General features: G+C 67.7%; 20 protein-coding genes. 12 read left to right on the plus strand and 8 right to left on the minus strand.

Going from position 1 to position 24,297, the window contains the following annotated elements; translation table 11 throughout:
- Window positions 1-4 precede the first annotated feature (4 nt).
- Complete coding sequence (locus RF701_RS15095) at window positions 5-1,597, plus strand: isocitrate lyase (protein ID WP_308815447.1); 1,593 nt, start codon at window positions 5-7, stop codon at window positions 1,595-1,597.
- Between the two features lie 45 nt (window positions 1,598-1,642).
- On the opposite strand, the gene RF701_RS15100 is transcribed toward RF701_RS15095, so the two are convergent.
- The 3 genes from RF701_RS15100 to RF701_RS15110 form a co-directional block, all read right to left on the minus strand.
- Window positions 1,643-2,596: an aldo/keto reductase gene (locus tag RF701_RS15100; RefSeq protein ID WP_308815448.1), complete on the minus strand. Its 954-nt coding sequence runs from the start codon at window positions 2,594-2,596 to the stop codon at window positions 1,643-1,645.
- Window positions 2,593-2,772 carry a hypothetical protein gene (locus RF701_RS15105; RefSeq protein WP_203308377.1) on the minus strand — a complete coding sequence of 60 codons (180 nt, stop codon included), beginning with the start codon at window positions 2,770-2,772 and terminating at the stop codon, window positions 2,593-2,595. Before RF701_RS15105 ends, RF701_RS15100 begins: the two co-directional genes overlap by 4 nt.
- 135 nt (window positions 2,773-2,907) lie before the next feature.
- Window positions 2,908-3,258, minus strand: a complete 351-nt coding sequence (locus RF701_RS15110) for a hypothetical protein (protein ID WP_203308376.1) — start codon at window positions 3,256-3,258, stop codon at window positions 2,908-2,910.
- Window positions 3,259-3,359: 101 nt separating this feature from the next.
- On the opposite strand from RF701_RS15110, the gene RF701_RS15115 reads away from it, so the two are divergent.
- The 5 genes from RF701_RS15115 to RF701_RS15135 all read left to right on the plus strand — a co-directional run bounded on the left by RF701_RS15115 (window position 3,360) and on the right by RF701_RS15135 (window position 11,083).
- Window positions 3,360-4,328 (plus strand): metalloregulator ArsR/SmtB family transcription factor, encoded by a 969-nt coding sequence (locus tag RF701_RS15115; protein WP_308815449.1) that lies wholly within the window; start codon window positions 3,360-3,362, stop codon window positions 4,326-4,328.
- Entirely contained in the window at window positions 4,325-5,266 is a 942-nt protein-coding gene (gene metF / locus RF701_RS15120) for a methylenetetrahydrofolate reductase [NAD(P)H] (RefSeq protein ID WP_308815450.1), read from the plus strand. The genes RF701_RS15115 and metF overlap by 4 nt, the downstream gene beginning before the upstream one ends.
- A gap of 133 nt (window positions 5,267-5,399) precedes the next feature.
- Complete coding sequence (locus tag RF701_RS15125; protein WP_287980401.1) at window positions 5,400-6,446, plus strand: homocysteine S-methyltransferase family protein; 1,047 nt, start codon at window positions 5,400-5,402, stop codon at window positions 6,444-6,446.
- 116 nt (window positions 6,447-6,562) lie between these two features.
- Window positions 6,563-9,163 carry a methionine synthase gene (gene metH, locus RF701_RS15130; protein ID WP_308815451.1) on the plus strand — a complete coding sequence of 867 codons (2,601 nt, stop codon included), beginning with the start codon at window positions 6,563-6,565 and terminating at the stop codon, window positions 9,161-9,163.
- A gap of 297 nt (window positions 9,164-9,460) precedes the next feature.
- Entirely contained in the window at window positions 9,461-11,083 is a 1,623-nt protein-coding gene (locus RF701_RS15135) for a DUF6065 family protein (RefSeq protein WP_308815452.1), read from the plus strand.
- Between the two features lie 16 nt (window positions 11,084-11,099).
- Here RF701_RS15135 and RF701_RS15140 read toward each other — a convergent pair whose 3' ends face one another.
- On the minus strand, window positions 11,100-12,299 hold the full coding sequence (locus RF701_RS15140) for a cation:proton antiporter (protein WP_308815685.1): 1,200 nt from the start codon (window positions 12,297-12,299) through the stop codon (window positions 11,100-11,102).
- Between the two features lie 207 nt (window positions 12,300-12,506).
- Between RF701_RS15140 and RF701_RS15145 the strand changes: the two genes are divergently transcribed.
- Window positions 12,507-13,451 carry a right-handed parallel beta-helix repeat-containing protein gene (locus RF701_RS15145; protein ID WP_210356832.1) on the plus strand — a complete coding sequence of 315 codons (945 nt, stop codon included), beginning with the start codon at window positions 12,507-12,509 and terminating at the stop codon, window positions 13,449-13,451.
- A gap of 34 nt (window positions 13,452-13,485) precedes the next feature.
- Here the strand turns inward: RF701_RS15145 and RF701_RS15150 are convergent, their stop codons facing one another.
- Both RF701_RS15150 and RF701_RS15155 read right to left on the minus strand, forming a co-directional pair.
- Window positions 13,486-13,863, minus strand: coding sequence for a hypothetical protein (locus RF701_RS15150; protein ID WP_210356831.1), 378 nt, complete (start codon window positions 13,861-13,863; stop codon window positions 13,486-13,488).
- 179 nt (window positions 13,864-14,042) lie between these two features.
- A complete protein-coding gene (locus RF701_RS15155; RefSeq protein WP_308815453.1) occupies window positions 14,043-15,749 on the minus strand; it encodes an alkaline phosphatase family protein in 1,707 nt (568 codons plus the stop codon).
- A 95-nt stretch (window positions 15,750-15,844) separates the two neighbouring features.
- Here RF701_RS15155 and RF701_RS15160 point away from each other — a divergent pair, with 95 nt between their 5' ends.
- Both RF701_RS15160 and RF701_RS15165 read left to right on the plus strand, forming a co-directional pair.
- Window positions 15,845-17,851, plus strand: a complete 2,007-nt coding sequence (locus RF701_RS15160) for a protein-disulfide reductase DsbD domain-containing protein (protein ID WP_308815454.1) — start codon at window positions 15,845-15,847, stop codon at window positions 17,849-17,851.
- Window positions 17,852-17,948: 97 nt separating this feature from the next.
- Complete coding sequence (locus RF701_RS15165) at window positions 17,949-18,917, plus strand: cell wall hydrolase (protein WP_308815455.1); 969 nt, start codon at window positions 17,949-17,951, stop codon at window positions 18,915-18,917.
- Between the two features lie 4 nt (window positions 18,918-18,921).
- On the opposite strand, the gene RF701_RS15170 is transcribed toward RF701_RS15165, so the two are convergent.
- The gene (locus RF701_RS15170) at window positions 18,922-19,677 is read right to left on the minus strand and encodes an arginyltransferase (RefSeq protein ID WP_203308367.1); all 756 of its coding nucleotides are present in this window, start codon (window positions 19,675-19,677) and stop codon (window positions 18,922-18,924) included.
- Window positions 19,678-19,898: 221 nt separating this feature from the next.
- Between RF701_RS15170 and RF701_RS15175 the strand changes: the two genes are divergently transcribed.
- On the plus strand, window positions 19,899-20,144 hold the full coding sequence (locus RF701_RS15175; RefSeq protein ID WP_308815456.1) for a hypothetical protein: 246 nt from the start codon (window positions 19,899-19,901) through the stop codon (window positions 20,142-20,144).
- A 91-nt stretch (window positions 20,145-20,235) separates the two neighbouring features.
- Here the strand turns inward: RF701_RS15175 and RF701_RS15180 are convergent, their stop codons facing one another.
- On the minus strand, window positions 20,236-21,477 hold the full coding sequence (locus RF701_RS15180) for a threonine ammonia-lyase (protein WP_203308365.1): 1,242 nt from the start codon (window positions 21,475-21,477) through the stop codon (window positions 20,236-20,238).
- Between the two features lie 165 nt (window positions 21,478-21,642).
- Here RF701_RS15180 and RF701_RS15185 point away from each other — a divergent pair, with 165 nt between their 5' ends.
- Window positions 21,643-23,325: an amidohydrolase gene (locus RF701_RS15185; RefSeq protein ID WP_308815457.1), complete on the plus strand. Its 1,683-nt coding sequence runs from the start codon at window positions 21,643-21,645 to the stop codon at window positions 23,323-23,325.
- A gap of 83 nt (window positions 23,326-23,408) precedes the next feature.
- Window positions 23,409-24,275, plus strand: a complete 867-nt coding sequence (locus tag RF701_RS15190; protein ID WP_308815458.1) for a hypothetical protein — start codon at window positions 23,409-23,411, stop codon at window positions 24,273-24,275.
- Window positions 24,276-24,297 lie beyond the last annotated feature (22 nt).

Below are 24,297 nucleotides of genomic sequence, written 5' to 3' on the forward strand. Positions count from 1 at the left end.
CGACATGACCTACCAGCAAGCCATCGGACACGCGCGACAGGCGATCGAAACCCAACCTGCCTGGGGCGGCATCGATGCGGAGGCCGTGGCGCGGATGCGCCTGCAGAACAGATTCCGCACCGGGCTGGATATCGCCCGCCATACCGCCGCGATCATGCGCCGCGACATGGCGGCCTATGACGCCGATTCCGCCGCCTATACGCAGTCGCTGGGATGCTGGCACGGCTTCATCGGGCAGCAGAAGCTGATCGCGATCAAGAAGCATTTCGGGTCGACCAAGGGGCGCTACCTTTATCTGTCGGGCTGGATGATCGCGGCTTTGCGGAGCGAATTCGGCCCGCTGCCCGACCAGTCGATGCATGAGAAGACCAGCGTGCCGGCCCTGATCGAGGAGCTGTACACCTTTCTCCGGCAGGCGGATGCGCGGGAACTGTCGTTGCTGTTCCGCGACCTCGACAAGGCGCGGGCGGCCGGGAACGACGTTGAGGCCCAGCGCGTGCAGCAGGCGATCGACAATCACGAGACGCACGTCGTGCCGATCATCGCGGATATTGATGCCGGCTTCGGCAACGCCGAGGCGACCTATCTCCTGGCGCGCAAGATGATCGAGGCCGGCGCCTGCGCGCTGCAGATCGAGAACCAGGTCAGCGACGAGAAGCAGTGCGGCCACCAGGATGGCAAGGTCACCGTGCCGCACGAGGATTTCCTGCAGAAGATCCGCGCGATCCGTTACGCCTTCCTCGAGCTGGGCGTCGAGGACGGCATCATCGTCGCGCGCACCGATTCGCTGGGTGCGGGCCTCACCAAGCAGATCGCCTATTCGCGCGAGCCGGGCGATCTCGGCGACCAGTATAACGCTTTCCTCGATTGCGAGGAGGTGACCGACCTGTCGACGCTGCGCGGCGACGTCGTCATCGAACGGGACGGCAAGCTGATGCGGCCCAAGCGGCTGCCGTCCAACCTCTTCCAGTTCCGCGAGGGCACGGGCGCGGATCGCTGCGTGCTGGATTGCATCACGTCGCTGCAGAACGGCGCGGACCTGCTGTGGATCGAGACGGAGAAGCCGCACATCGAGCAGATCGCGGGCATGGTCGACCGCATCCGCGCCGTGGTTCCGGATGCCAAGCTCGTCTACAACAATTCGCCGAGCTTCAACTGGACGCTCAATTTCCGCCAGCAGGTCTACGACCACTGGGCCGGGGAAGGGCGCGACGTCGCGTCCTATGACCGGGCGCGGCTGATGAGCGCCGATTATGACGATACGGCGCTGGCGGCGGAGGCGGACGAACGCATCCGCACGTTCCAGAAGGATGCCAGCGCACGCGCGGGGATCTTCCACCACCTCATCACGCTGCCGACCTATCACACGGCGGCGTTGAGCACCGACAATCTCGCCCGCGAGTATTTCGGTGAGGCGGGGATGCTGGGTTACGTCAAGGGCGTCCAGCGCCGCGAGATCCGTGAGGGCATCGCCTGCGTCAAGCACCAGAACATGTCGGGCAGCGACATCGGCGACGACCACAAGGAGTATTTCGCGGGCGAGGCCGCGCTCAAGGCCGGCGGCGCCCACAACACGATGAACCAGTTCGCCGCCTGACGGGAAGGATCGTCACCCCGGTGCGCGCCGGGGTGACGTGTCGCGTCACGCGCCGGCCGCGTCCAGCCGACCGACCTGTTCCTTGGTCAGGTCCAGCGTCATCGCGGGCAACAGGTCGCGCAATTGTTCGACACTGGTCGCGCTGGCGATCGGTGCGGTCACGCCTTCCTGCGCGATCAGCCAGGCTAGCGCGATCTGCGCCAGCGTCGCGCCGGTCTCGGCGGCGATGTCGTCCATGACGCCGAGCACGGACGCGCCCTTGCCTTCGAGCAGGTCGCCCATGCGATTGCCGCGCACGCTCTTACCTAGATCGTCACGACTGCGGTATTTGCCCGTCAGGAAGCCGGAGGCGAGACCGTAATATGGCAGCACCCCGATGTTCTCGGCGATGCAATAATCCTCCAGCTCACCCTCGAACTTGTGGCGGCTGACCAGATTATATTCGGGTTGGAGCACATGATAGCGGGGCAGGCCGTTCGCTTTCGCGGCATCGTTGGCCGATTTGAGACGCGCGGCGTGGAAATTCGAGGCGCCGATGACGCGGACCTTGCCGGCGTCGACCAGCCTGCCGAACGCTTCGAGCACCGCTTCCTGCGTAACGCTCTCATCGTCCTGGTGCGCGTAGTAGAGATCGATGCGGTCCGTGCCGAGCCGCTTCAGCGAGGCCTCGGCCGCCGCGGCGATGCGCGCGGGCGCGAGCTTCTCGCCGCCTTCCCCCGGCAGCATGCCGACCTTGGTCGCGAGCAGCACCGCATCGCGCTTGCCGCTCGCCTTCAGCCACTCGCCGATCATCGTCTCGGATTCGCCGCCCTGATGGCCGTCGACCCAGGCGGAATAGACATCGGCGGTGTCGATCATCGTCCCGCCGCCCTCGACGAACGCGTCGAGCACCGCGAAGCTGGCCGCGCGGTCGGCCGTCCAGCCGAATACGTTGCCGCCGAGCACCAGCGGGGCGATGCGCAGGTCGGTGGAGCCGAGGCGTCGGAGGGGCACGGTCATGCGGGGTCGCTTCCGTTCTGGTAGGGGTCGATCGCGTTGAGGTCGACGCTGTTGGCATCCAACATGTCCGCCGCCTCGTTCAGCTGTCGCGCCTCGTCAGCGGTGATGGCGCGGGCCGGCTCGTCCGGCGCCTGGCGACAGGCGGTGGCGGAAAGTCCGAGGAGGGCGGCTGACATCAGGCGGAGCATCATGACCGGACTGTGCGATCCATTAGCGTGTCCGCACAAGCGATAATGCTCGGACCGCCGGCCGGAACACCGTCATGCCGCGCCGCGTCGTAGTGCGTTCGGGCAGCATGACGGCGGTCGCTATCAGTCCTTCAGCGCGCGGCCGGCCTTTTCCAGCGTGTTGCCGGTGGCGTCGGCGGCACGATCGGCACCGTTGCTGATGGCACGGCCGGCATCGTCGGCACCGCGGTCGATCGCGCGGCCCGCGCGGTCGGTGGCGTTGGCGATGTGATCGCCGGCACGGTCGAGCCCGCGCTCGGCCTTGCCGAAGGCTTCGTCCGTGGCGGAGGACACGTCGCTCGCGGCATTGCGGGTGGTCGCGCTCGCATCGGCGGCGATCGCGTTGCCCGCCTGCTCAGTCTGCTCCTGCGCGTTCCGGCTGCATGCGCCGAGCGCGAGCGCGGGGATGGCCGCGAGAAGAACGATCCGCTTCATTCTATGTCTCCCTTTCAGTTGATCCAGGTGTGGTGCAACGCCGCCCGCGCGTTTCGGCTCCGCGTTGACCACATATAAAGATATCTTTATATGTTGATCCCGTGAGCCAAGCCCTCGACATATTCCGCGCCCTTGCCGACGCGACCCGCCTGCGGATCTTCTCGCTGCTGCGGTCGATGGAATTGTCCGTCGGGGAACTGGCGCAGGTGCTGGGCCAAAGCCAGCCGCGCGTATCGCGGCACGTGAAGATCCTGTGCGACGCGGGTCTTGCCGAGCGACGCAAGGAGGGAAGCTGGGTATTCGTCGCCCTCGGGCGGCAGGCCTCCACGGCGCCGGTCGCCGCGGCGCTGGACCAATGGCATGCCGAGCAGCCCGATCACTGGGCGGTGGCCGATGCCGCGCGTCTTGCCGCGGTGCGTGCGGATCGCGCGGCGAGCGCGGCGCAGTGGTTCGAGGGACATGCCGGCGATTGGGATGCGATCCGCTCGCTGTATGTGGCGGAGGAACAGGTCGAGGCGGCGATGGCGGCGCTGATCGGTCCCGCACCGATCGGCCAGCTGATCGATATCGGAACGGGCACCGGGCGCATGCTGGAGCTGTTCGCGGGACAGGCCGACGCGGCATTGGGCATCGACCGTTCGTCGGAAATGCTGCGGCTCGCGCGGGCGAAGCTGCACGACCGATCGAACACCGAATTGCGCCAGGCGGACCTTTATGCGCTGCCCCTCGGCGACGGCGCGGCGGATATTGCCATCCTGCACCACGTCCTGCACTTCGCACAGCAGCCGGGGGCGGCGATCGCCGAGGCGGCGCGCGTGCTGGGGCCGGGCGGGCGGCTGCTGATCGCCGACTTCGCACCCCACGACCGGGAGGAGCTGCGCACGCGCGACGCGCACACCCGGCTCGGGTTCGCGGATGCGCAGATCGCGGGCTGGTTCGGCAAGGCCGGGCTCGGCCTCGCGGAAACTCGCACGCTGGAAGGCGGCGATTTGACGGTCACCTTGTGGCTGGGCGTGAGACCCGGCGCGCGACTGCGTGAAGTGCCTAGGAAAAGGGTTGGTGTGGCATGACGATTTCGGTGAACCAACTCGAGGAAGCGCAGATCGCCCTCAAGGCGCCGCTCTATGCCGACGTGGCGGGCGACCTGGACGTGTCGTTCGAGTTCTTCCCGCCCAAGACGGACAAGATGGACGCGCAATTGTGGGACGCGATCCGCACGCTCGAGCCGCTCGAGCCGAGCTTCGTCTCCGTCACCTACGGCGCGGGCGGATCGACGCGCGAGCGGACGCATGCGACGGTGGCACGCATCCAGCGCGAGACGAGTCTCGCGGCGGCCGCGCATCTGACCTGCGTCGAGGCGACGCGTGAGGAGATCGATCAGGTCGCCAACGAATATTGGGCGGCGGGCGTCCGCCACATCGTCGCGCTGCGTGGCGATCCGCCCGCGGCGGGCACGCGCTTCCAGAGCCATCCGGGCGGCTACGAGAATGCGGCCGCGCTGGTCGCTGGACTGAAGCGCCTGCACCCGTTCGAGGTGTCGGTGGCGGCCTATCCCGAATGCCATCCGGACTCGCCGAACCCGGCCGCCGACCTCGACAATCTGAAACGCAAGATCGATGCCGGCGCGACGCGTGCGATCACGCAATTCTTCTTCGAGCCGGAAACATTTTTCCGGTATCGCGATGCCGTGGCCGCGGCGGGCATCGATGCGGAGATCGTTCCGGGGATCATGCCCGTGGCGAACTTCGCGAGTGTCCAGCGAATGAGCGCGATGTGCGGGACCGACGTGCCGGCCTGGATGGCCCGTCTGTTCGAAGGGCTCGACGACCATCCTGCGACGCGGCAGCTGGTCGCCGCGACGCTCGCCGCGGAGCTCAGTCGCAAGCTCTATGCGGGCGGGGTCAAGGCCTTGCATTTTTACACGCTCAACCGCGCGGAACTCGCCTTCGCGATCTGTCACCTGCTGGGCGTGCGGGCGAAGGACCGGGCCGCGGTGGTGGCGGCTTGACGTGAAACAGGCCCCTCTCCTTCCCGGGAGGGGTAGGGGGTAGGGCCCGTCCGCAAAAATGTCGGACCCGGTGAGGCGCTGGCGCCCCACCCCAACTTCTCCCCTCGAGGGGAGGGGCTTGAAGGATGAGACAATGACGACACGCGACATCTTCCTGGCGGAAGCCGCCAAGCGCATCCTGATCACCGATGGCGCCTTCGGCACGGAGATCCAGAACTGGAAGCTCTCTGAGGCCGATTATGCCGGCGACCTGGGCCTCGGTCACGACCAGAAGGGCAACAACGACATCCTCGCGCTGACCAAGCCGGACGTGCCCGCCGCCATCCACCGGGCCTATTTCGAGGCGGGGGCGGACATAGCCGAAACCAATACCTTTTCCGCGAACAGCATCAGCCAGGCCGATTACGGCGCCGAACATCTGGTGCGCGAGATCAACTACGAGAGCGCCAAGCTCGCGCGGTCGATCGCGGACGAGTTCCAGGCGAGGGACGGGCGCCCGCGCTTCGTCGCGGGTGCGATCGGCCCGACCAACAAGACGCTGTCGCTGTCGCCCGACGTCAACGATCCCGGGTTTCGCGAGATCGACTTCGATTATCTGAAGGGCGTCTATCGCGAACAGACGGACGCGCTGCTGGATGGCGGCGCGGATTTCGTGCTGATCGAAACGGTGTTCGACACGCTCAACGCCAAGGCGGGGATCATGGCCGCCCTCGATGCGGGGCGGGATCGCGGTCGCGACGTGCCGATCATGCTCTCGATGACGCTGACCGACCTGTCGGGGCGCAACCTGTCGGGCCATACGGTCGAGGCATTCTGGCATGCGGTGCGGCACGCGAAGCCGCTGACGATCGGGCTGAACTGCTCGTTCGGCGCGGAACAGCTGCGGCCGCACGTCCGGACGCTCAGCGAAATCTGCGATACGCTGATCATGGTCTATCCCAACGCCGGCCTTCCCAATGAACTCGGCGCCTATGACGAGGCACCGGCCACGACGGCGGGGCTCGTCTACGAATGGGCGGGGGCGGGGCAGGTGAACGTCCTCGGCGGCTGCTGTGGCTCGACGCCCGCGCATATCGCGGCGATCGCGGAGCGGGTGAAGGGCGTGGCACCGCGCGTCATCCCGACCCCGCCGGTCCGCACGCGCCTCGCCGGCCTGGAGCCGTTCACGATGGCGGCCTAGCACTCTCCTCCCGCTTGCGGGAGGGGCTGGGGGTGGGCCTGTCCCCTGGCGACGCAACCTCAAGACAGGCCCACCCCCGACCCCTCCCGGAAGCGGGAGGGGGGAAGAAAGTTGCGATGACCACCAGCTCCTCCACCCAGTTCGTCAACATCGGCGAGCGGACCAACGTCACCGGATCGGCGGCGTTCAAGAAGATGATCATGGCGGGCGACTATGCCCGTGCGGTCGAGGTCGCGCGCCAGCAGGTGGAGAATGGGGCGCAGGTGGTCGACGTCAATATGGACGAAGGCCTGCTCGACGCGCACCATGCGATGACGACCTTCCTCAAGCTGATCGCCGCCGAGCCCGACATCGCGCGCGTGCCGATCATGATCGACAGCTCGAAGTGGAGCGTGATCGAGGCCGGGCTCAAATGCGTGTCGGGCAAGCCGATCGTCAACTCGATCAGCATGAAGGAGGGCGAGGCGCAGTTCCTCGAACAGGCGCGGCTGTGCATGGCCTATGGCGCGGCGGTGGTCGTCATGGCGTTCGACGAAGTCGGGCAGGCCGATACCAAGGCGCGCAAGGTCGAGATCTGCGAGCGCGCCTACAAGCTGTTGATGACGATCGGCTTCCCGCCGGAGGACATCATCTTCGACCCCAACGTCTTCGCGGTCGCGACGGGAATCGAGGAGCACAACAACTACGGCGTCGACTTCATCGAGGCGTGTCGCGAGATCAAGGCGCGCTGCCCGCACGTCCATATCTCCGGCGGGTTGTCGAACCTGTCGTTCAGCTTCCGCGGCAACGAACCGGTGCGCCGCGCGATGCACTCGGTGTTCCTCTACCATGCCATTCCCGCCGGCATGGACATGGGCATCGTCAACGCAGGCCAGCTCGACGTCTACGATACGATCGATCCGGAACTGCGGATCGCCTGCGAGGACGTGATCCTCAACCGCGATCCGGAGGCGGGGGACCGGCTCGTCGCGCTCGCCGAGCGGTTCCGCGGCACCGATGCGGTGGCCGAAAAGGCGGCGGCCGAGTGGCGTGGGCTCGATGTGACGAAGCGGCTCGAATATGCGCTGGTCAAGGGCATCGATGCCCATGTCGTCGACGACACCGAGGAAGCGCGCGCCGCGATCGCCGCCAGGGGCGGCCGGCCGATCGAGGTGATCGAGGGGCCGTTGATGGACGGCATGAACGTCGTCGGCGACCTGTTCGGCAGCGGCAAGATGTTCCTGCCCCAGGTCGTCAAGTCCGCGCGGGTGATGAAGAAGGCGGTCGCGCATCTGCTGCCGTTCATCGAGGCGGAGAAGGCGGCGGGGTCGCGCGCCAAGGGTCGCGTCATCATGGCGACGGTCAAGGGCGACGTGCACGATATCGGCAAGAACATCGTCGGCGTCGTCCTGCAGTGCAACGGTTTCGAGGTCGTGGACCTGGGTGTGATGGTGCCCTGGGCGAAGATCATCGAGGCGGCGAACGAGAACGATGCCGACATGATCGGCCTGTCGGGTCTGATTACTCCCTCGCTCGACGAGATGGTGACGGTCGCCGAGGAAATGCAGCGCGCCGAGATGCGCATGCCGCTCCTGATCGGCGGGGCGACGACATCGAAGGTGCATACCGCGCTGCGCATCGCGCCAGCTTATGACGGGCCGGTGGTGCATGTGCTCGACGCGAGCCGCGCGGTCGGCGTCGCGACGACTTTGGTTTCCGACACGCAGCGCGACCCCTATGTCGCCGACATCGCGGCGGAATATCAGAAGGTGCGCGATGCGCGCGCGGGCAAGGGGCAGAACGACCTGCTGCCGCTCGCCGAGGCGCGGGGGCGGGGTTTCGTCGCTGACATGATGCTGAAGGCGCCCGCGCCGAACCGGCCGGGCGTGCACGTCTTCGATGACTGGAATCTCGAGGACCTGCGGCACTACATCGACTGGACGCCATTCTTCCGCGCTTGGGAACTGGCGGGCAATTTCCCCGCAATCCTGGACGATGCGATCGTCGGCGAAAGCGCGCGTTCGCTCTATGCCGATGCGCAGGCGATGCTCGATCGCATCGTCGCGGAGAAGTGGCTGACCGCCAGGGGTGTCGCCGCGCTGTGGCCGTGCCGCCGCGAGGGGGACGATGTGGTGCTGGACGAAGGCGCGCGCCTTCCCTTCCTGCGCCAGCAGATCGCCAAGCGCGAAGGGCGCGCGAACATGTGCCTCGCCGATTTCATCGATCCGGCCGGGGACTGGATCGGCGGCTTCGCGGTCGGCATCCACGGGATCGAGCCGCATCTCGCCACGTTCAAGGCGTCGCACGACGATTACAACGACATCCTGCTCAAGGCGCTCGCCGACCGCCTCGCCGAGGCATTCGCCGAGCGGCTGCATGCGCATGTCCGCACCGATCTGTGGGGCTATGCGCAAGGCGAGCAGCTGACCAACGAGGCGCTGATCCGCGAGCAATATCGTGGCATCCGTCCGGCGCCGGGCTATCCGGCCTGTCCGGAGCACAGTCTCAAGCAGACCTTGTTCGACCTGCTCGATGCCGAGGCGAAGGTCGGCATCGAGCTGACGGAAAGCTTTGCGATGCTGCCGACGGCTGCGGTCAGCGGCTTCTATTTCGGCCATGCGCAGGCGGAATATTTCGGCGTGGCGCGGATCGGCGAGGACCAGGTGTCGGACTATGCGGCGCGGCGTGGCGTCGACGTTGCGCAGGCGACGCGCTGGCTGCGCCCCAACCTGGACTAAGGTGCGATCCAGCAAGGCTGGATCGGGGCGGTGCCGGCCCTCAAGCTCACCCGGCCGCCCACAGCATATCCTGGATAGGCGGCCGGGTGGGGGTGAGGGCCGGCACCGCTTCACCCTTGTAGCCCAAGGACATGGGGCGGATCGACACGTCGCGCGGGCTCCCTCCGGCATCGCGCGATCGGATTTGGGGGGAGGGGTCGCGCACGACGACCCGCGTACCGCTTTGTTAACCATCTCTGCCTAGGACGGGACGCGAGGGGGATCATCCGGATCCTGCCTGCGCGCCTGGGCACGACGATGGAATTGACCTGCTACCTTCATCCGAGCTGGCACCCCCGGATCCGTCCGGCCGGGTCGAAGCGCGAATGGATGGACGCGACGCCTGAAAGCTTCGCCTATCGCTGCCTGCCGCTGGCGATCGCCAACGCCCATGGCTGGGAAGTCGGCAGTCCCTGCGCCTTCCGCGCGCGCTGGAACGGCGGCCAGGGCGTCGATGCGGTCGAGATCGAGGTCGAGGGTGAGGTGCCCGAAAGCCAGCGCCCGGTCTCGCTGTTCGGCAGCGGCACGATCACCTTTCACATCGAGGGGCTGATCCGCACGTCGCCAGGCTACAATCTGTGGGTCGGTGGCCCGCCCAATGCCGCCAAGCACGGTATCGCGCCGCTGACCGGCGTGATCGAGACCGACTGGTCGCCCTATACCTTCACGATGAATTGGCGCTTCACCGCGCCGGGCGAATGGGTGCGGTTCGAGGAGGACGAGCCCTTCTGCTTCTTCTACCCCGTCGAGCGCGGGTTGATCGACCGGGTCGAGGCCCGGATGCGGCCATTGTCCGATGCGCCCGAGTTGGAAGAGGCGTTCATGGCCTGGAGCGCGTCGCGCGATGCCTTTCAGGAGCATGTCGCGCGCACCCAGCCGGAAGCGCCGTCCGACCGCTGGCAGAAACTCTATTACCGCGGCGTCTGCCCGAACGGTGAACCCGGCGCGGCGGACCATCAGGCGAAGCTGCGGCCGCCTGCATTCCAGAACGCACCCGAGAAAGGACGATGTCCCATGGCCACACAGGCGAAGGCGGTCGTCGCCGCCGTTTCCGATCCCAATCCCGTCGCCGCGCAGCGTCAGGCGTGGCGCGAGCGAACGCAGAAGCGCCAGGCGGCGCTATCCGACGGGCTGACGGCCATCCCGATTCTGCCGACGATACCGGCCGAGACCTTCCTCGACCTGTTCTACGCGCCGGGCGTGCCGGTGCTGATCGAGGGGCTTGCCGCCAACTGGCCCGCCGTCGGGCAATGGACGCCGGAATATCTTGCCGAGAAGGTCGGTCATGCGGAGATCACCTATCAGGGGGGACGCAATGGCGCGGCGGATTTCGAGCTGGCGAAGGATCGCCACATCCGCACCATGCCGTTCGACGCCTATATCGACGCGGTGACCGGCGGGGAGACAGGCAACGACGCCTATATCACCGCCTATAACAGCACCGCCAACAAGGCGGCGCTGGCGCCGCTGATGGCGGATCTGGGGCAGGTACCCTATCTCGACGAGGCCGAGGGCATGCTGTGGATAGGCCCGCAGGGCACGTTCACGCCGCTCCACCACGACCTGACCAACAATCTGCTCGTGCAGGTGACCGGCGCCAAGCGACTGCATCTGATCCCGCCCAGCGAGACGCATCTGATCGCCAACACGCGGCACGTGTTCAGCGACGTTCATGACATCCTCGACGAGGAGAAACTGGCGCAATATCCGGCGGCTCGGCAGGCGGTCTGCTACGAGATCGACATCCTGCCTGGCGACGGATTGTTCATCCCCGTCGGCTGGTGGCACCAGGTCCGCTCGCTGTCGTTCAACACGATGCTGACCTACACCAATTTCCTGTGGCCGAACGACGCCTACAAGGATTTTCCGGCCGACCAGTGATGAGGGCGGGCGGGGGCTAGAACCCCCGCTTGGCCAGGCCGGGATCGCGGCGCAGCAGCGGCGCGACCATCGGGATGGTCAGCATCGTGCTCGCGACCGCCATCAGCAGCAGCGCGGTGAACGTCTCGTTGGTGATGATCTTCTTGTCGAGCAGGATGTTGACGAAGATGATCATGATCAGCGCCTTGGTCTGAAGCAGCCAGCCGATCGCCTTTGCATCGCCCTTTGGCCAGCGCAGGACGCGTCCGGCGAAGGCGACGCCAAGCAGCTTGCCGCCGACGCTGGCGACGAGCAGCAGCGCCGCCGCAGCGAACACTGCTGGTCCGCCCACGCCCCATTGCGTCTTGAGCCCGGTCGACAGGAAGTAGACAGGCATCACGCCGAGCAGGATCGTCTGGCGGAACCGGTCCATCCGCGCCTCTCCAAACCAGCGCGCGTCAAGGACCGCACCGGCGAGAAACGCGCCGACCATGAAGTGCAGTCCCGCCCAATCGGCGGTGAAGCCGCAGGCCGCCAGCCAGATCAGCCCGACGTACCAGCGGTCGTTCTCCGGAATCGCGCGCAACAGCCGGCGGATCGCCCAGGTGGCAAGCGCGAAGCCGAGCAGGAAGCCGCCCTGCCGCCCGACACGCTGCCAGTCGAGCAGGATGAGCGCCAGCACGCCCCAGATCGCGATATCGTCGAGGCTGGCGTAGCGCAGGACCCGCTGGCCTAGGGGCGCGCGCAGGATCGCCAGTTTCTCCATGAACAAGACGAGGATCGGCAGCGCGGTGACCGCGCAGGCCATGCCGATGCCGAGCACCACCTGCCATTGCGCGCCCTCGGGCCCGCGCCATCCGGGAAAGCGCAGCATGACGAGCGCGGCGAGGCTGCCCGCGATCAGGGGGACGCCGAGGGCCAGGCCCGCCGTGACGCCCGTCTCGCGTCGCCGCTTCCACGCCTCGCCGACGTCGAGTTCCAGTCCGGCGACCCAGACGAACAGCATCACCGACCACCAGGCGATACCGTTGAGCGCGCCCAGCGTCGGCGCGCCGAAGACGAATGCATAATAACTGGGGAAGAGCGCGCCCAGGATGCCGGGGCCGAGCAGGATGCCGCCGACGATCTGCACCACGACCAAGGGCGCCCAGTAATCGGTCCGCCCCAGCCGCCAGACGAGATAGGGCCCCGTGAAGATGATCAGGATGGCGAGGAGGAACACCTCCGTCGGCGCCATAGGCATCGCAAATCACTCCCCCGTCTACCCCGAAAGGCCGCTTATCGCGTCGGTCAGGGCAGGTGCAATCCCGTGGCGGCGATGTCCCGATAGAGGACGGTCCGCCCTGCCTTTCCGCTCCCTCGGCGATGGCGGGGTGCGTTAACCGCGAATGCGGCTTTCCGCCCGCTCCGGCACCGGGCAGGAACAGTGCAAAGGAGTTGTCCGATGCGTGCCGCCCTGCTCACCCTCATCGCCTGCGCTGCCCCCGCGATCGGTGCCGACGCCGCCCCGGCAGGCCCTGCCGCGCCCTTCACGATCGCGGAAACCGGACAGACGTTCACCAACCTCCAGGACGCGGTGTCGTCGATCCGGATGGGGACGGGGACGATCCTGATCCGGCCCGGAGTCTACCGGCAATGCGCGGTGCAGCAGGGCGGCCGCATCACGTTCAAGGCGATGCAGCCGGGCACCGCGATCTTCGAGCGCCAGGCGTGCGAGGACAAGGCCGCGCTGGTGCTGCGCGGGCAGGGATCGGTGGTCGATGGCCTCGTCTTTCGCAATTACAGCGTCAGCGACGGCAATGGCGCGGGCATCCGGACCGAGATGGGCGACCTGACCGTCACCAATGCCATGTTCCTGGACAGTCAGGAGGGCATCCTGGGTGGCGAGCCGACGGGGCAGCGGATCGTCATCGACCGCTCCACCTTTTCCGGCCTCGGCCAGTGCGACCAGACGGTCAATTGCTCGCACGCCATCTATCTCGCCAATCGCGGCAGCGTGACGGTGACGCATTCACGGTTCGAGCGGGGCACGGGCGGCCATTACGTCAAGCTGCGCGTGCCGCACGTCGCGATCAGCGACAACAGCTTCGACGACACGGGGGGGCGGAAGACCAATTACATGATCGACCTGTCCGAAGGCGGCACGGGCACGATCGCGCGCAACATCTTCGTACAGGGGCGCAACAAGGAGAATGCGTCCGCGCTGATCGTCGTCGCGGCGGAAGCGCGGACCTACCCGGCGACGGGCCTCGCCATCGAGGGCAATGACGCGCGCATGGCGCCCGGTGCGCCCGGCAATCCCGCATTCGTCGCGGATTTCACGCACCAGCGCCTCGCGATCGGCGCCAATCGGCTGGGCGCGGGGATCCGGCCGTTCGAGACGCGGTAAGCCGCGAAGCTGCCAGCCGGCGGCGGATGCCGCATCACTTCTCCGGCGGCGGCAACTTCAGCGTCAAGGACGCCTTCGGCGTCGCCTTCGCCTGCGGCGCCGGCTGCGCCTGCGAGACTGACTGCGGCGCGTCGCCGCCATAAGTCCGCGCCTCCAGCGTGGCGAGCCGCTGTTCGAGAAGCTTGGTATCGAGCGCCTGCTTGCCGTCCTTCAGGTCTGACACCTCCGCCTGAAGTTGGTCGACCTGATTTTGCAGCGTCTTGATGCGGACGTCCGTCTCGATGCCGTCGATCGCCTTCTGCTCGGCCGCCTCCGCCGCCTGGCGCGCGCCGTCATCGCGCGGTTCGGGCACGGGCTGGCTGCGGTCGCAGGCGGTTAGGAGCAGCAAACAGGCGAAGGGCAGGGCGCGCATCGCATCGTTCTAGGGGCTGATCCACCGACAAGGAAGCGGCGCAGGAGCACGCACCCTGCGCGCCCCGCCACGCTGGCGACACGTCGTGGATCGCGACGGCGGCCGGAATGCTGCGCAGGGGCTCGGGCGCCTTGGTCAGGATATGGCCGAGCGAGACCATGCCGGACGCGCGGTAACGCCTATCGCGGCTCGTTCGGACAGATCGAGGTCGCGCCCGGATCGAGGTCGAGGCAGCGGCCGTCGAGGCCATGGACGGGCAGGGCAATCGTCGCCGCAAGCGTCGGCGCGATGTCGACGGTCTCCACCGAAAGCGGCTGTTCGAAGCCGGTCATGCCGCGGCGCCAGAACAGGATGGGCACGCGCCGATCGTAATCCCATGGGCTGCCGTGAGTCTCGACATAACCGGTGGCGGGCGTCTCGATCGTGGTGACGCGCGGCTTGAGCAGGACGAGCAGGTCGCCGGAGCGATCCGGGTCGAAGGACGCGCGGGCCCGCTCGGCGAGCGTCCAGGTTTCCGGCGGGGTGGTGGCAAGAGGCGTCGCGGCGATCTGCGCGCGCGTGAGCGCGGCGGCGACCTGTGGCAGGGCGGCGAAGCGACGCTGCGCCTCGGCAAGCACGCGCGCGCGTGTCGCGGGCGGCAGATCGCGGTCGACGTAGACGTCGCCCTCCGCGCCGAGCAGCGCGGGACCCTTGAGGCCCAATGCCTTGACGATCGCCGCATCCACGGTCTTGATCGAGGCATCCGCGGAGACATGCTCCTCCATCGGCATCGCGCGCTGCTGCTGCCGCTCGGTCATGTCATGCGCGCCGTGATCGGCGGTCAGCATCACCTCGTAATCGATCCCGAAGCTGTCCAGGGCATCCAGGAAGCTGCCGATCGTCTGGTCCAGCTGGTCCATCTGGATGCACATCTCGGTGCCCTGGGTGCCGAGCGAATGGCCGATATAGTCGGTCGCCGACGCGCCGATGTCGATGATGTCGGTCTGCGGCCCCTTGCCCAGTCCCATGTCCTGGATGAGCCCGGCAGCGATCGCAAAGACCGCCGCGTCGCTTGCGGGGGAGGCGCGGAACGCCTTCAGATCGCCCGCCGCGCGTTCGAAGCGCCCCTGGCCGTAAGCGCGGCCGGCGACGGTGATCGGGCGATCGAGCGGCTTGCAGAAGCCCGGCAGCGGCAGCGCCGCCTGCGGCCGCGCGATCATCGCGGCGACCGCGTCGCGTCCGCGCTGTACCGCGCGCGGCACCGCGCGGCCCGCATAGCTGGTGTAGGTCTTGCCGTCCCACCACCACAATTCGTCGACCTTGTGGCCGCCCATCATCACCGCGGCACGATCCTTGCCCGCGACCGAGACGACGCGCGTGCGGGGATCCGCCGCCTTCATCATCTCGCCCAGCGTCGGCACCTTCAGATGCGTGTCCGAGACGGTGTAGGTGTCGTGGTTCATGCCCGCGACGCTTTCGTCCTCGGCGCAATAGACGATCTTGTCGGCGCGTGGCGCGGACTGGTTGATCCAGTTGTTCGCGACAATGCCGGTATGCGCCGGTCGCATGCCGGTCAGGATCGTCGAGTGGCCAGGGCATGTCTCCGTCGCGGCATGGCTTTGATAGCCGGACGGAAAGACCGCGCCGGTCAGAAGACGGGCGAAGCCGCCGGTGAAGTGATTGCGATATTGCTGGAACAGGTCGGCGGAGAATTGATCCACGGAAATCGCGACGATCAGCTTGGGCGGTGTACGCGGAAACAGCGGCGTGATCGGCGTCGGCGCAACGGCGGGCGGGGGCGGCGCTGTCACCGTCGGCGGGGGCGATGCCTGCTGCGCGGCGGCAGGGGCGAGCGGAAGCAGGGTTGCGGCGGTCGAGAACAGGACGGCGGCGAACATGGCCTTCATCGCGAAGATAACCTTATACTGGATCGTCGAGTCCGCTATGGTCGCAATCAATGGGACGGGCAACGACCGCAATGCGCGCACTGTGTGGCGCCGTGATGACGCTGATCGCACAGGCGGCGATCTGGCTTGGACTGGGCCTCGCGCCGGCGGCGGCGGACAGCCTCCCGCCAGCGGGCGGGGCGCCGCATCTGGCGATGTCGCTGGTCGCGGACAGCGACGCGCCACGCGCCGGCCAGGTGGTGACGCTGGCGCTCGATACGCGGCCGGCGAAGGGCTGGCACGGCTATTGGCGCAATCCGGGGGATGCGGGTTTCCCCCCCAGCTTCGACTGGACGCTGCCGAAGGGCGCGTCGGTCGACGCACCGCAATGGCCGGTGCCGACGACGCTTGTCGTCGCCGGGCTGATGAATTTCGTCTACGACACGCCCTATGCGCCGCTGGTCGCGGTGCACGTGCCGGCAGGCCTGGCGGCGGGCACGAAGCTGCCGATCCGGCTGCACACCAGCTATCTCGTCTGCACGGACACGATCTGCGTGCCCGAGCAGCAGGATCTTGCGGTCGAATTGACGGTCGGCGACGGGGCACCGGCCAATGGTGCTGCGTTCGATCGCTGGCGGGCGGCGATCCCGAAGCCGCTGGACGCCGCGGCGACCTACCAGGTCGAGGGCGACAGGGTGACGATCGCGGTGCCGCTGCCGGCCACCGCGAAGGTCGATCATGCGTACTTCTTCGCCGGCACGCCGGGCAGCCTGAAATATGCCGCGCCGCAGACGGTGACGCGCGACGGTGACCGGCTGGTGATCGCGACGCAGGGCGCACCGAGCGGGCGGATCGAGGGCGTACTCCGCATCGGCCGCGATCTCGGCCTGTCGGTACGGGTGGCGCCGGGAACGGTCGCGGCGACGTCCGGCCAGGATGCTGCGGCGAGCGGTGGCTTGGCGGCCGTGCTCGCGGCGTTTGCCGGTGCGCTGCTGGGCGGCCTGATCCTCAACGTCATGCCTTGCGTCTTTCCGATCCTCAGCCTGAAGGCATTGCACCTCGCGCGCGGCGGCGCCGACGAGCGGACGGCGCGCGTCGACGCGCTCGGTTATACGCTGGGCGCGGTGCTGACCTGCGTCGCGCTGGGCGGCGTGATCCTCGCGCTGCGGGCGGGCGGGTCGGCGATCGGCTGGGCCTTCCAGCTGCAGGACCCCCGCGTCATCGTGCTGCTCGTCGCGCTGACCTTTGCGATCGGCCTCAACCTGCTGGGCCGGTTCGAAGTGCCCGCGCCGCAATTCGCGACGCACGGGGGTGCGCTCGGATCGGTTGCCACGGGCGCGCTGGCCGCCTTCGTCGCCACGCCCTGTACCGGGCCGTTCATGGGGGCAGCGCTCGGCGCGGCGCTCGTGCTGCCGTGGCCGGCGGCGCTTGCGGTGTTCGCCGGCCTGGGGCTCGGGCTCGCGCTGCCGTTCCTGGCCATCGGGTTCGTACCCGCTCTGCGCCGCTTCCTGCCGCGACCGGGTGCGTGGATGGAGCGGCTGCGTCGCGTCCTCGCGATACCGATGCTGCTGACGACGGCGGCGTTGCTGTGGCTTCTGTGGCGGCAGGCGGGTTGGCTCGGGCTCGGCGTCGGGATCGCGGCGGCCGTGCTGGTCGCGATCGTCCTCGTCGCGGGCGGGCGGCGGCAGCATCGCGGCGAGGGCTTCGGTCTGCCACTGGCGTTCGCAGCCATCGGGGCACCCCTGGTACTTGCGCTGGTCGTGACGGGCAATGCCACGGTCCATGCCGAGACCGGCGGCACGGCGTTCAGCGAAGCAAAGCTTGCGCAACTGCGGCGAGAGGGCAAGCCGGTGTTCGCCTATTTCACGGCTGACTGGTGCCTGACGTGCAAGGTCAACGAGCGTGCCGCGATCGACACCCAGGCGACGCGCGCAGCGTTTGCCCGCAACAAGGTGCAGGTCCTCGTCGGCGATTGGACCGATGGCGATCCCGTGCTCGGCCGGTTCATCCAGGCGCACAATCGCGCGGGGGTGCCGCTGTACCTCTATTACGCGCCCGGCGCGGCCACGCCGCAGGTTCTGCCGCAGGTGCTGACGCCGGGGATGCTCGCCGCGCTTCGTTGAGACCGGCCGTCCCCCGCTGCGGCCGTAGGCGAGGGGATAGGGCCGGCCCAAAAGCAATTAACCGTATCGCAAGGGCGATGGCTTAGCCCCGCGCATCGTGGGGCGTTTCCGTATCTCGATCCTCGGCCAGTCGCTGCTGGGCCTGACATTGCTCGCCGCATCGTCGTGCGTGCCGCCCACGGCGAAGCGGGTCACGGTGGCGCAGGCGGTGCCGCCGGCCAGCCCGCGCCAGTTGCTCCGCGATCTCGCGCTCGACGCGTCGGCGACCGCGAATCTGCCGCGCGCGCTGGGTCTCGACCCGTCGGACGATGCCGCCCCCGCCTTCGTGCAGGCGGCGCCGGGGTTCCTGGCAAGCGCCCGCAGCGAGGAGGATGCCCGCCGCGCCGCGGACTGTCTGACCGCAGCCGTCTATTACGAGGCGCGCTCGGAACCGATCGACGGGCAACGGGCGGTGGCGCAGGTCGTGCTCAACCGCGTGCGCGACCGTGCCTTTCCGCACAGCGTCTGCGGCGTGGTCTACCAGGGCTCGCAGCGGCGCACGGGATGCCAGTTCTCCTTCACCTGCGATGGATCGATGAATTACCGCCGCGATCCGCTCGCCTGGGCGCGCGCCGCGCAGGTCGCAGCCGCCGCCTTGTCCGGCCAGGTCTATGCGCCGGTCGGTTCGGCGACCTTCTACCATGCCAATTACGTGCTGCCCTGGTGGGCAGGCAGCCTGACGCGGATCGGTTCGGTCGGAGCGCATATCTTCTACCGATGGCGCGGCGCGATGGAGCGGGCCCTGAGCTTCCGAGCGGACTATGCCGGTGTCGAGCCCGGCATCGCCGCGCCGCGCCTGGCGGCGACGCCGGGCGCGGCCACCGCAGCCTTCTACCGCGATGCGTCCGACGACACGGGGGTCACCGTTCATCGTGGGAGGATGACCGCCTCTGCCAACACGACCGCGACCCCGCGCCCGTCGATGCTGACGAGCGGCGGCGTGCGGGTCCATTTCGGCCGCGGCGCGCCCGAGCGCGAGGTCACGGCGGACGGCGTCGTGATCGAGGCGGAGAGCGACCCGATCTGAGCGGTCAGCCCGCCGCCTGATCCGGCCCGTCTTCCATCAATCGCCAGCCGGTGGGGCCAAGCACCTCGATCGGGCGATAGCGCGTCTTGTACGCCATGCGTTGCGAGCCCTTCACCCAATAGCCGAGATAGACATAGGGCAGCCCGGCGTCGCGTGCGCGCAGGATGTGATCCATGATGATGAAATTGCCCAGCCCCGCCGGCGCATCGTCGCCGGCATCGAAGAAGCTGTAGATCATCGAAAGACCGTCCGCCTGCTGGTCGGTCAGGCATGCGCCCACCAGCTGCCCGCGACCGCCGTCCGCCGCCGGCAGCCGATATTCGATCACGAGCGAATTGACGGGCGAGTGTTCGACCATGTCGGCATAATCGTCCTCGTCCATCCCCGCCATGCCCCCGCCAGGGTGGCGTGCCGAGAGATAGCGCCGCAGCAGCTGGAACTGCTCGTCCGTGGCCCAGGGACGACAGGCAGTGACGGTCAGGCCGGCATGACGCTTGAGCAGCTTGCGCTGCGTGCTGTTCGGCTCGAACTGCTGTGTGACGACGCGGACCGAAAGACAGGCTGCGCAATTGGCACAAGACGGGCGATAGGCGACCCCCTGCGACCGACGGAAGCCGATGCGGCCGAGCGCGTCGTTCAACTCCGCGGCATGGGGGCCGGTCAGTTCGGTGAAAACCTTGCGCTCCTGCCTGCCCGGCAGGTACGGACAGGGTGCAGGGCTGGTGACGAAAAAGCGCGGAAAACGAAATGGCGCGGTCACCGCCGGTCAGCTCCCATCCGAGAAAGTGTCGGAACGGCCCGACCCGCCCGATAGCGTATATGTATAACCCGACACCTAGTGGAAAGCGCCTTTACCATAAAAATGGGTTAATCCGTTCTGAAGCATTCTCTTGCGCATCGCAGCAAAAACAGCGCGCGACAGGGGAACCTTTCTGTCATTGATCTGGTTTACCCGGTCCAGGGTTTTGTAGAGGTGTATTCATGAGCAAGTTTCTAACGGGTTCCGTCGCCGCTCTGTCGCTCCTTGCGTCTGCGCCCGCTTTCGCGGCGCCCGCGAACCCGGCGGCGTCGCTGTCGATTTCCCCGTCGGTCCGCGCCAGTGCGCCGACCGCCGGCAAGAGCAAGCTCGGCGGCGGTGGCGGCGTGCTCGCCGCGATCATCGCTGCGGGCGTCGTCGCGATCGGCGTCGTGGCGGTCGTCAACGACAGCAACTCCGACAGCAACTGATCGGCATTGCATAGCGGGAAGGGGCGTCGCGGCAAAGGTCGCGGCGCCCCTTTCTCGTCGCGGGCGGATCGGGGCCCGAAAGCGGCGGCCTTCAGGCCTGCTCGACGAGGCTCGTCTCGTAGCCGCCCTCGCGCAGCGCGGCGATCAGCCGGCTCAGATGGTCGCGATCGCGCGCCTCGCATTCGATGTCGGTGATCAGCCCCTTCGCGGGCAGCGACGTGAAGATGCGCTGGTGATAGACCTCGATGATGTTGACGCGCTGCGCGTCGAAGATGCGCGCGACGTGATAGAGCGCGCCGGGTTGATCCTGCAGCCGGATGCGCAGGCGGGCAAGGCGGCCGGACCGGGCGAGGTCGCGGAGCAGCACGTTGGCGAGAAGCCGCGTGTCGATATTGCCGCCGCACAGCACGATCCCGACGCACCGCCCGGCGAACCGTTCGGGATAGGCGAGCAGCGCGGCGAGCCCCGCGGCGCCCGCACCCTCGACAACCGTCTTCTCGATCTGCAGCAGCAGGCTGACCGCTTCCTCCAGATTGCGTTCGGCGACGAGCACGATGTCGTCGACCAGCGCGGCCACCATCGCCGCGGTGATGCCGCCGGGCTCCTTGACCGCGATTCCTTCCGCCAGCGTGTCGCCTGCACATGGCAAATGCGTGCCACGGATGCGATTGTACATGGAGGGGAACAGTTCGGCCTGCACGCCGATCACCTCGACGTCATGCGGCTGCGCCCGCGCGACCGTCGCCATGCCGGAGATGAGCCCGCCGCCGCCGATCGGCGTCAGCAGCGTGTCGAGTTCCGGCACGTCCTCAAACATCTCGAGCGCGACGGTTCCCTGGCCGGCGATGACGCGGGGATCGTCGAACGGGTGGACGAAGGTGAAGCCGCGCTCCGCCTCCAGCACGCGGGCATGCGCATAGGCGGCGTCGAACGTCTCGCCTTCGAGCACGACGGTGGCGCCATGCCCCTCCGTCTGCACGACCTTCACCGTCGGGGTGGTGCGGGGCATGACGATCGTGGCGGGAATGCCGAGCCGGTTGGCGTGATAGGCGACGCCCTGGGCATGATTGCCCGCTGATGCCGCGATCACGCCCTTGGCCCGCGCCGCGTCGGACAGCTGCAGCAGCGTATTGAGCGCGCCGCGCTCCTTGTACGCGGCGGTGAACTGCAGATTTTCGAACTTCAGATATACCTTCGCCCCGGTCATCTGGGACAGTGTCCGGCTGACGAGCGTCGGCGTGCGGACGATCGAATCGCGAATGCGGCCATGCGCCGCGTGAACATCATCGATGGAGACGGGGAGGACGGCGGCGTCGACGCTCAGGGTAGCCATAGGGTCCAGCTATACGATTAGGCGACCCGGGGGAACCGCCGCGGCGGCCGTCGCCGTCCGAAAGCCGGGGCGGCGGTACGGATCTGGGCGAGGGCGTGCGCCGACGTGGCACGCAAGCCTATCTGGACTCTCGCCAATCCGTCGTCCCCGCCATATGGCGGACCAATGGCAAAACGCACCGTCCATGCCCTGCTCGCGGCCTCGGCAGCCGTCTTGGCGCCCTGCGCCGCCCAAGCGGATGCGCTGATCGATAATGTCAGCGGGGTGACACTCGATTCGAATCAGCGCGTCGTCCGCTTCCGCGCGATGGTGATCGACGGCCAGGGCCGTGTCGTGCGGCTCATCCCCGTGGGGGAGAAGGCGCCGGAGCCGACACGCAAAAATCCGGGGCCGCGCTACGACTGGCGCGCGGACCTGAAGGGGCGGACGATCGTGCCGGGCATGATCGACGCGCACGGTCATGTCATGGAACTCGGCTTCCGGGCGCTCGAACTCGATCTGTCGGACACGAAGAGTCTGGCCGAGGCGCAGGCGAAGATCGCCGCCTATATCAAGGCGAACCCTGAGCGGCGCTGGATCCTGGGCGGCGGCTGGAATCAGGAGACCTGGGGGCTCGGTCGCTTTCCCACCGCGGCGGAGCTGGATGCGGTGACGGGCGACCTGCCCGTATGGCTTGAGCGTGCGGATGGCCATGCCGCCTGGGCGAACAGCGCGGCGATGAAGGCGGCGGGGGTCACCGCCGCTACCGCGACGCCTGCGGGCGGCCGGATCGAGAAGGCGGGAGGCCGCCCGTCGGGTGTGTTCGTCGACGCCGCCATGGACCTGGTGCGCAAGGTCGTGCCGCAGCCGCTCGGCAAGGACCGCAACGCGGCCTTCATCCGGGCACAGGACATCCTGCTCTCCTATGGCGTCACCGCGACGGCTGACATGGGCACCAGCCTGGACGACTGGCTCACCTATCGCCGGATCGCCGATCGCGGTGACCTGCGCGTGCGAATCATGAGCTATGGCATGGGCGTCGACACGGCGATCCAGATCGGTGGGACGGGGCCTAGTCCGTGGCTCTACGGCGACCGTCTGCGCCTGGTCGGCGTCAAGCTCTACGCCGATGGCGCATTGGGATCGCGCGGGGCGTGGCTGAAGGCACCCTACGCCGACGCGCCGGGCCAGTCGGGGGCGGGCTTCATGTCCGACACGCTGATCCGCAACCTGATGAGCCGCGCGGCGATGGACAATTACCAGATCGCCGTCCACGCGATCGGAGACAGGGCGAATGCACAGGTCCTGGGCGCGATCGAGGAACTGTCGGATACCTACAAGGGCGACCGGCGTTGGCGGATCGAGCATGCGCAGATCGTCGATCCCGCCGATCTGCCACGCTTCGGCCGCAACGGCATCGTCGCCTCGATGCAGCCGGTCCACGAGACGAGCGACAGGCTGATGGCGGAGGCGCGGCTCGGCGCGCAACGGCTGACGGGGGCCTATGCCTGGGCGTCGATGCTCAAGAACGGTGCGCATCTCGCCTTTGGCTCCGACTATCCGGTCGAACGGCCTGATCCCTGGGCGGGCTGGGCCGCGGCGATGACGCGGCAGGGGCCGGACGGCCAGCCGTTCGGCGGCTGGCAGCCGCAGGAGGCGGTGACGCGCGAACAGGCCTGGTGGGCCTATACCGGCGGCGCGGCCTATGCCGGATTCGCGGAGAAACAATTCGGCTCGCTGGAGCCGGGGCAGAAGGCCGATTTCGTCATCGTCGACCGCGATCCGCTGAACGCCAGCCCCACGGAACTGCGCGCGACAAAGGTGCTGGAGACGTGGATCGGCGGACAGAAGGTCTGGGAGCGCCGGTGATCCAATAACGCAACCAAGGTATCGACACGGGGAGCGAAAGGGGGCGATATCACCGCCGTTCCTGACTGGCCGAGGGTAGTGCAATGCGTCGCCTTGTCGTCCCGCTGTTCGTCATGCTGGCGTCCTGCGCGAGCGCCGGCTCGGCGCAGGCGGTGCGGGGCGCCGGCGCAACCGCGCTGCAGCCGATCGGGAAATGGTCGGTGGATTACGGCATCGACGAATGCAGGCTGGTGCGCTCTTTTGCGCGCGGGGATGTGCAGGCGACGGTACAGTTCGCGCTGAATGGTCCCTACCCCGACACGCCACCGGAATTGACCGTTTTGTGGCCGGCCATGATGGCGTCTCCTTCAGCGCGGACCGGCAAGGTCCCCTTCGACGTGACGATCGACTCCGCATCCAGCCAGCAAAGCGCGATGGCATGGGTCCTGCCCGGCACCACGCCGGCAACGTCGATCGTCTATGTCGAAGACACTGCGGCGTTTGCCGATGCGATCGCTGCCGATGCGAAAGCTGGGCGGCCGACGCTCCTGACCATGACCCATAAACAGCAAACGATCACGATCGCGCTCGACCCGCTCGAGCGCCCGTTCGCGGCACTGCATGCATGTATGGACGCCCAGGTTCGGGTATGGGGCTACGATCCTGCCGTTCTGCGCGGGCTGTCGCAACGACCAAGGCCGGTCGGCAATCCCGGCGAATGGTTTAAAGCCAGCGATATGCCCAACGTGCTTACGAACGAGGAGCAAAACGCCGGCGTACAGGTGCGACTGGACATCGATATCGCGGGTACGATCGTTGGATGCCACATCCTGCGCGCAGGAGGTAATGCCCAGTATCAGGCGCTGACCTGCGACCTGTTTCGCAAACGAGGCCGTTTTAAGCCCGCGCTGGACGCTGCCGGACAGCCGGTCAGCAGCGTGTGGATATCACGGGTCTTCTGGTCCGGTTGATCCGGACCGGGGCACCCACCGG

Source organism: Sphingomonas sp. GV3 (assembly GCF_031082075.1).
GTDB lineage: Bacteria > Pseudomonadota > Alphaproteobacteria > Sphingomonadales > Sphingomonadaceae > Sphingomonas > Sphingomonas beigongshangi.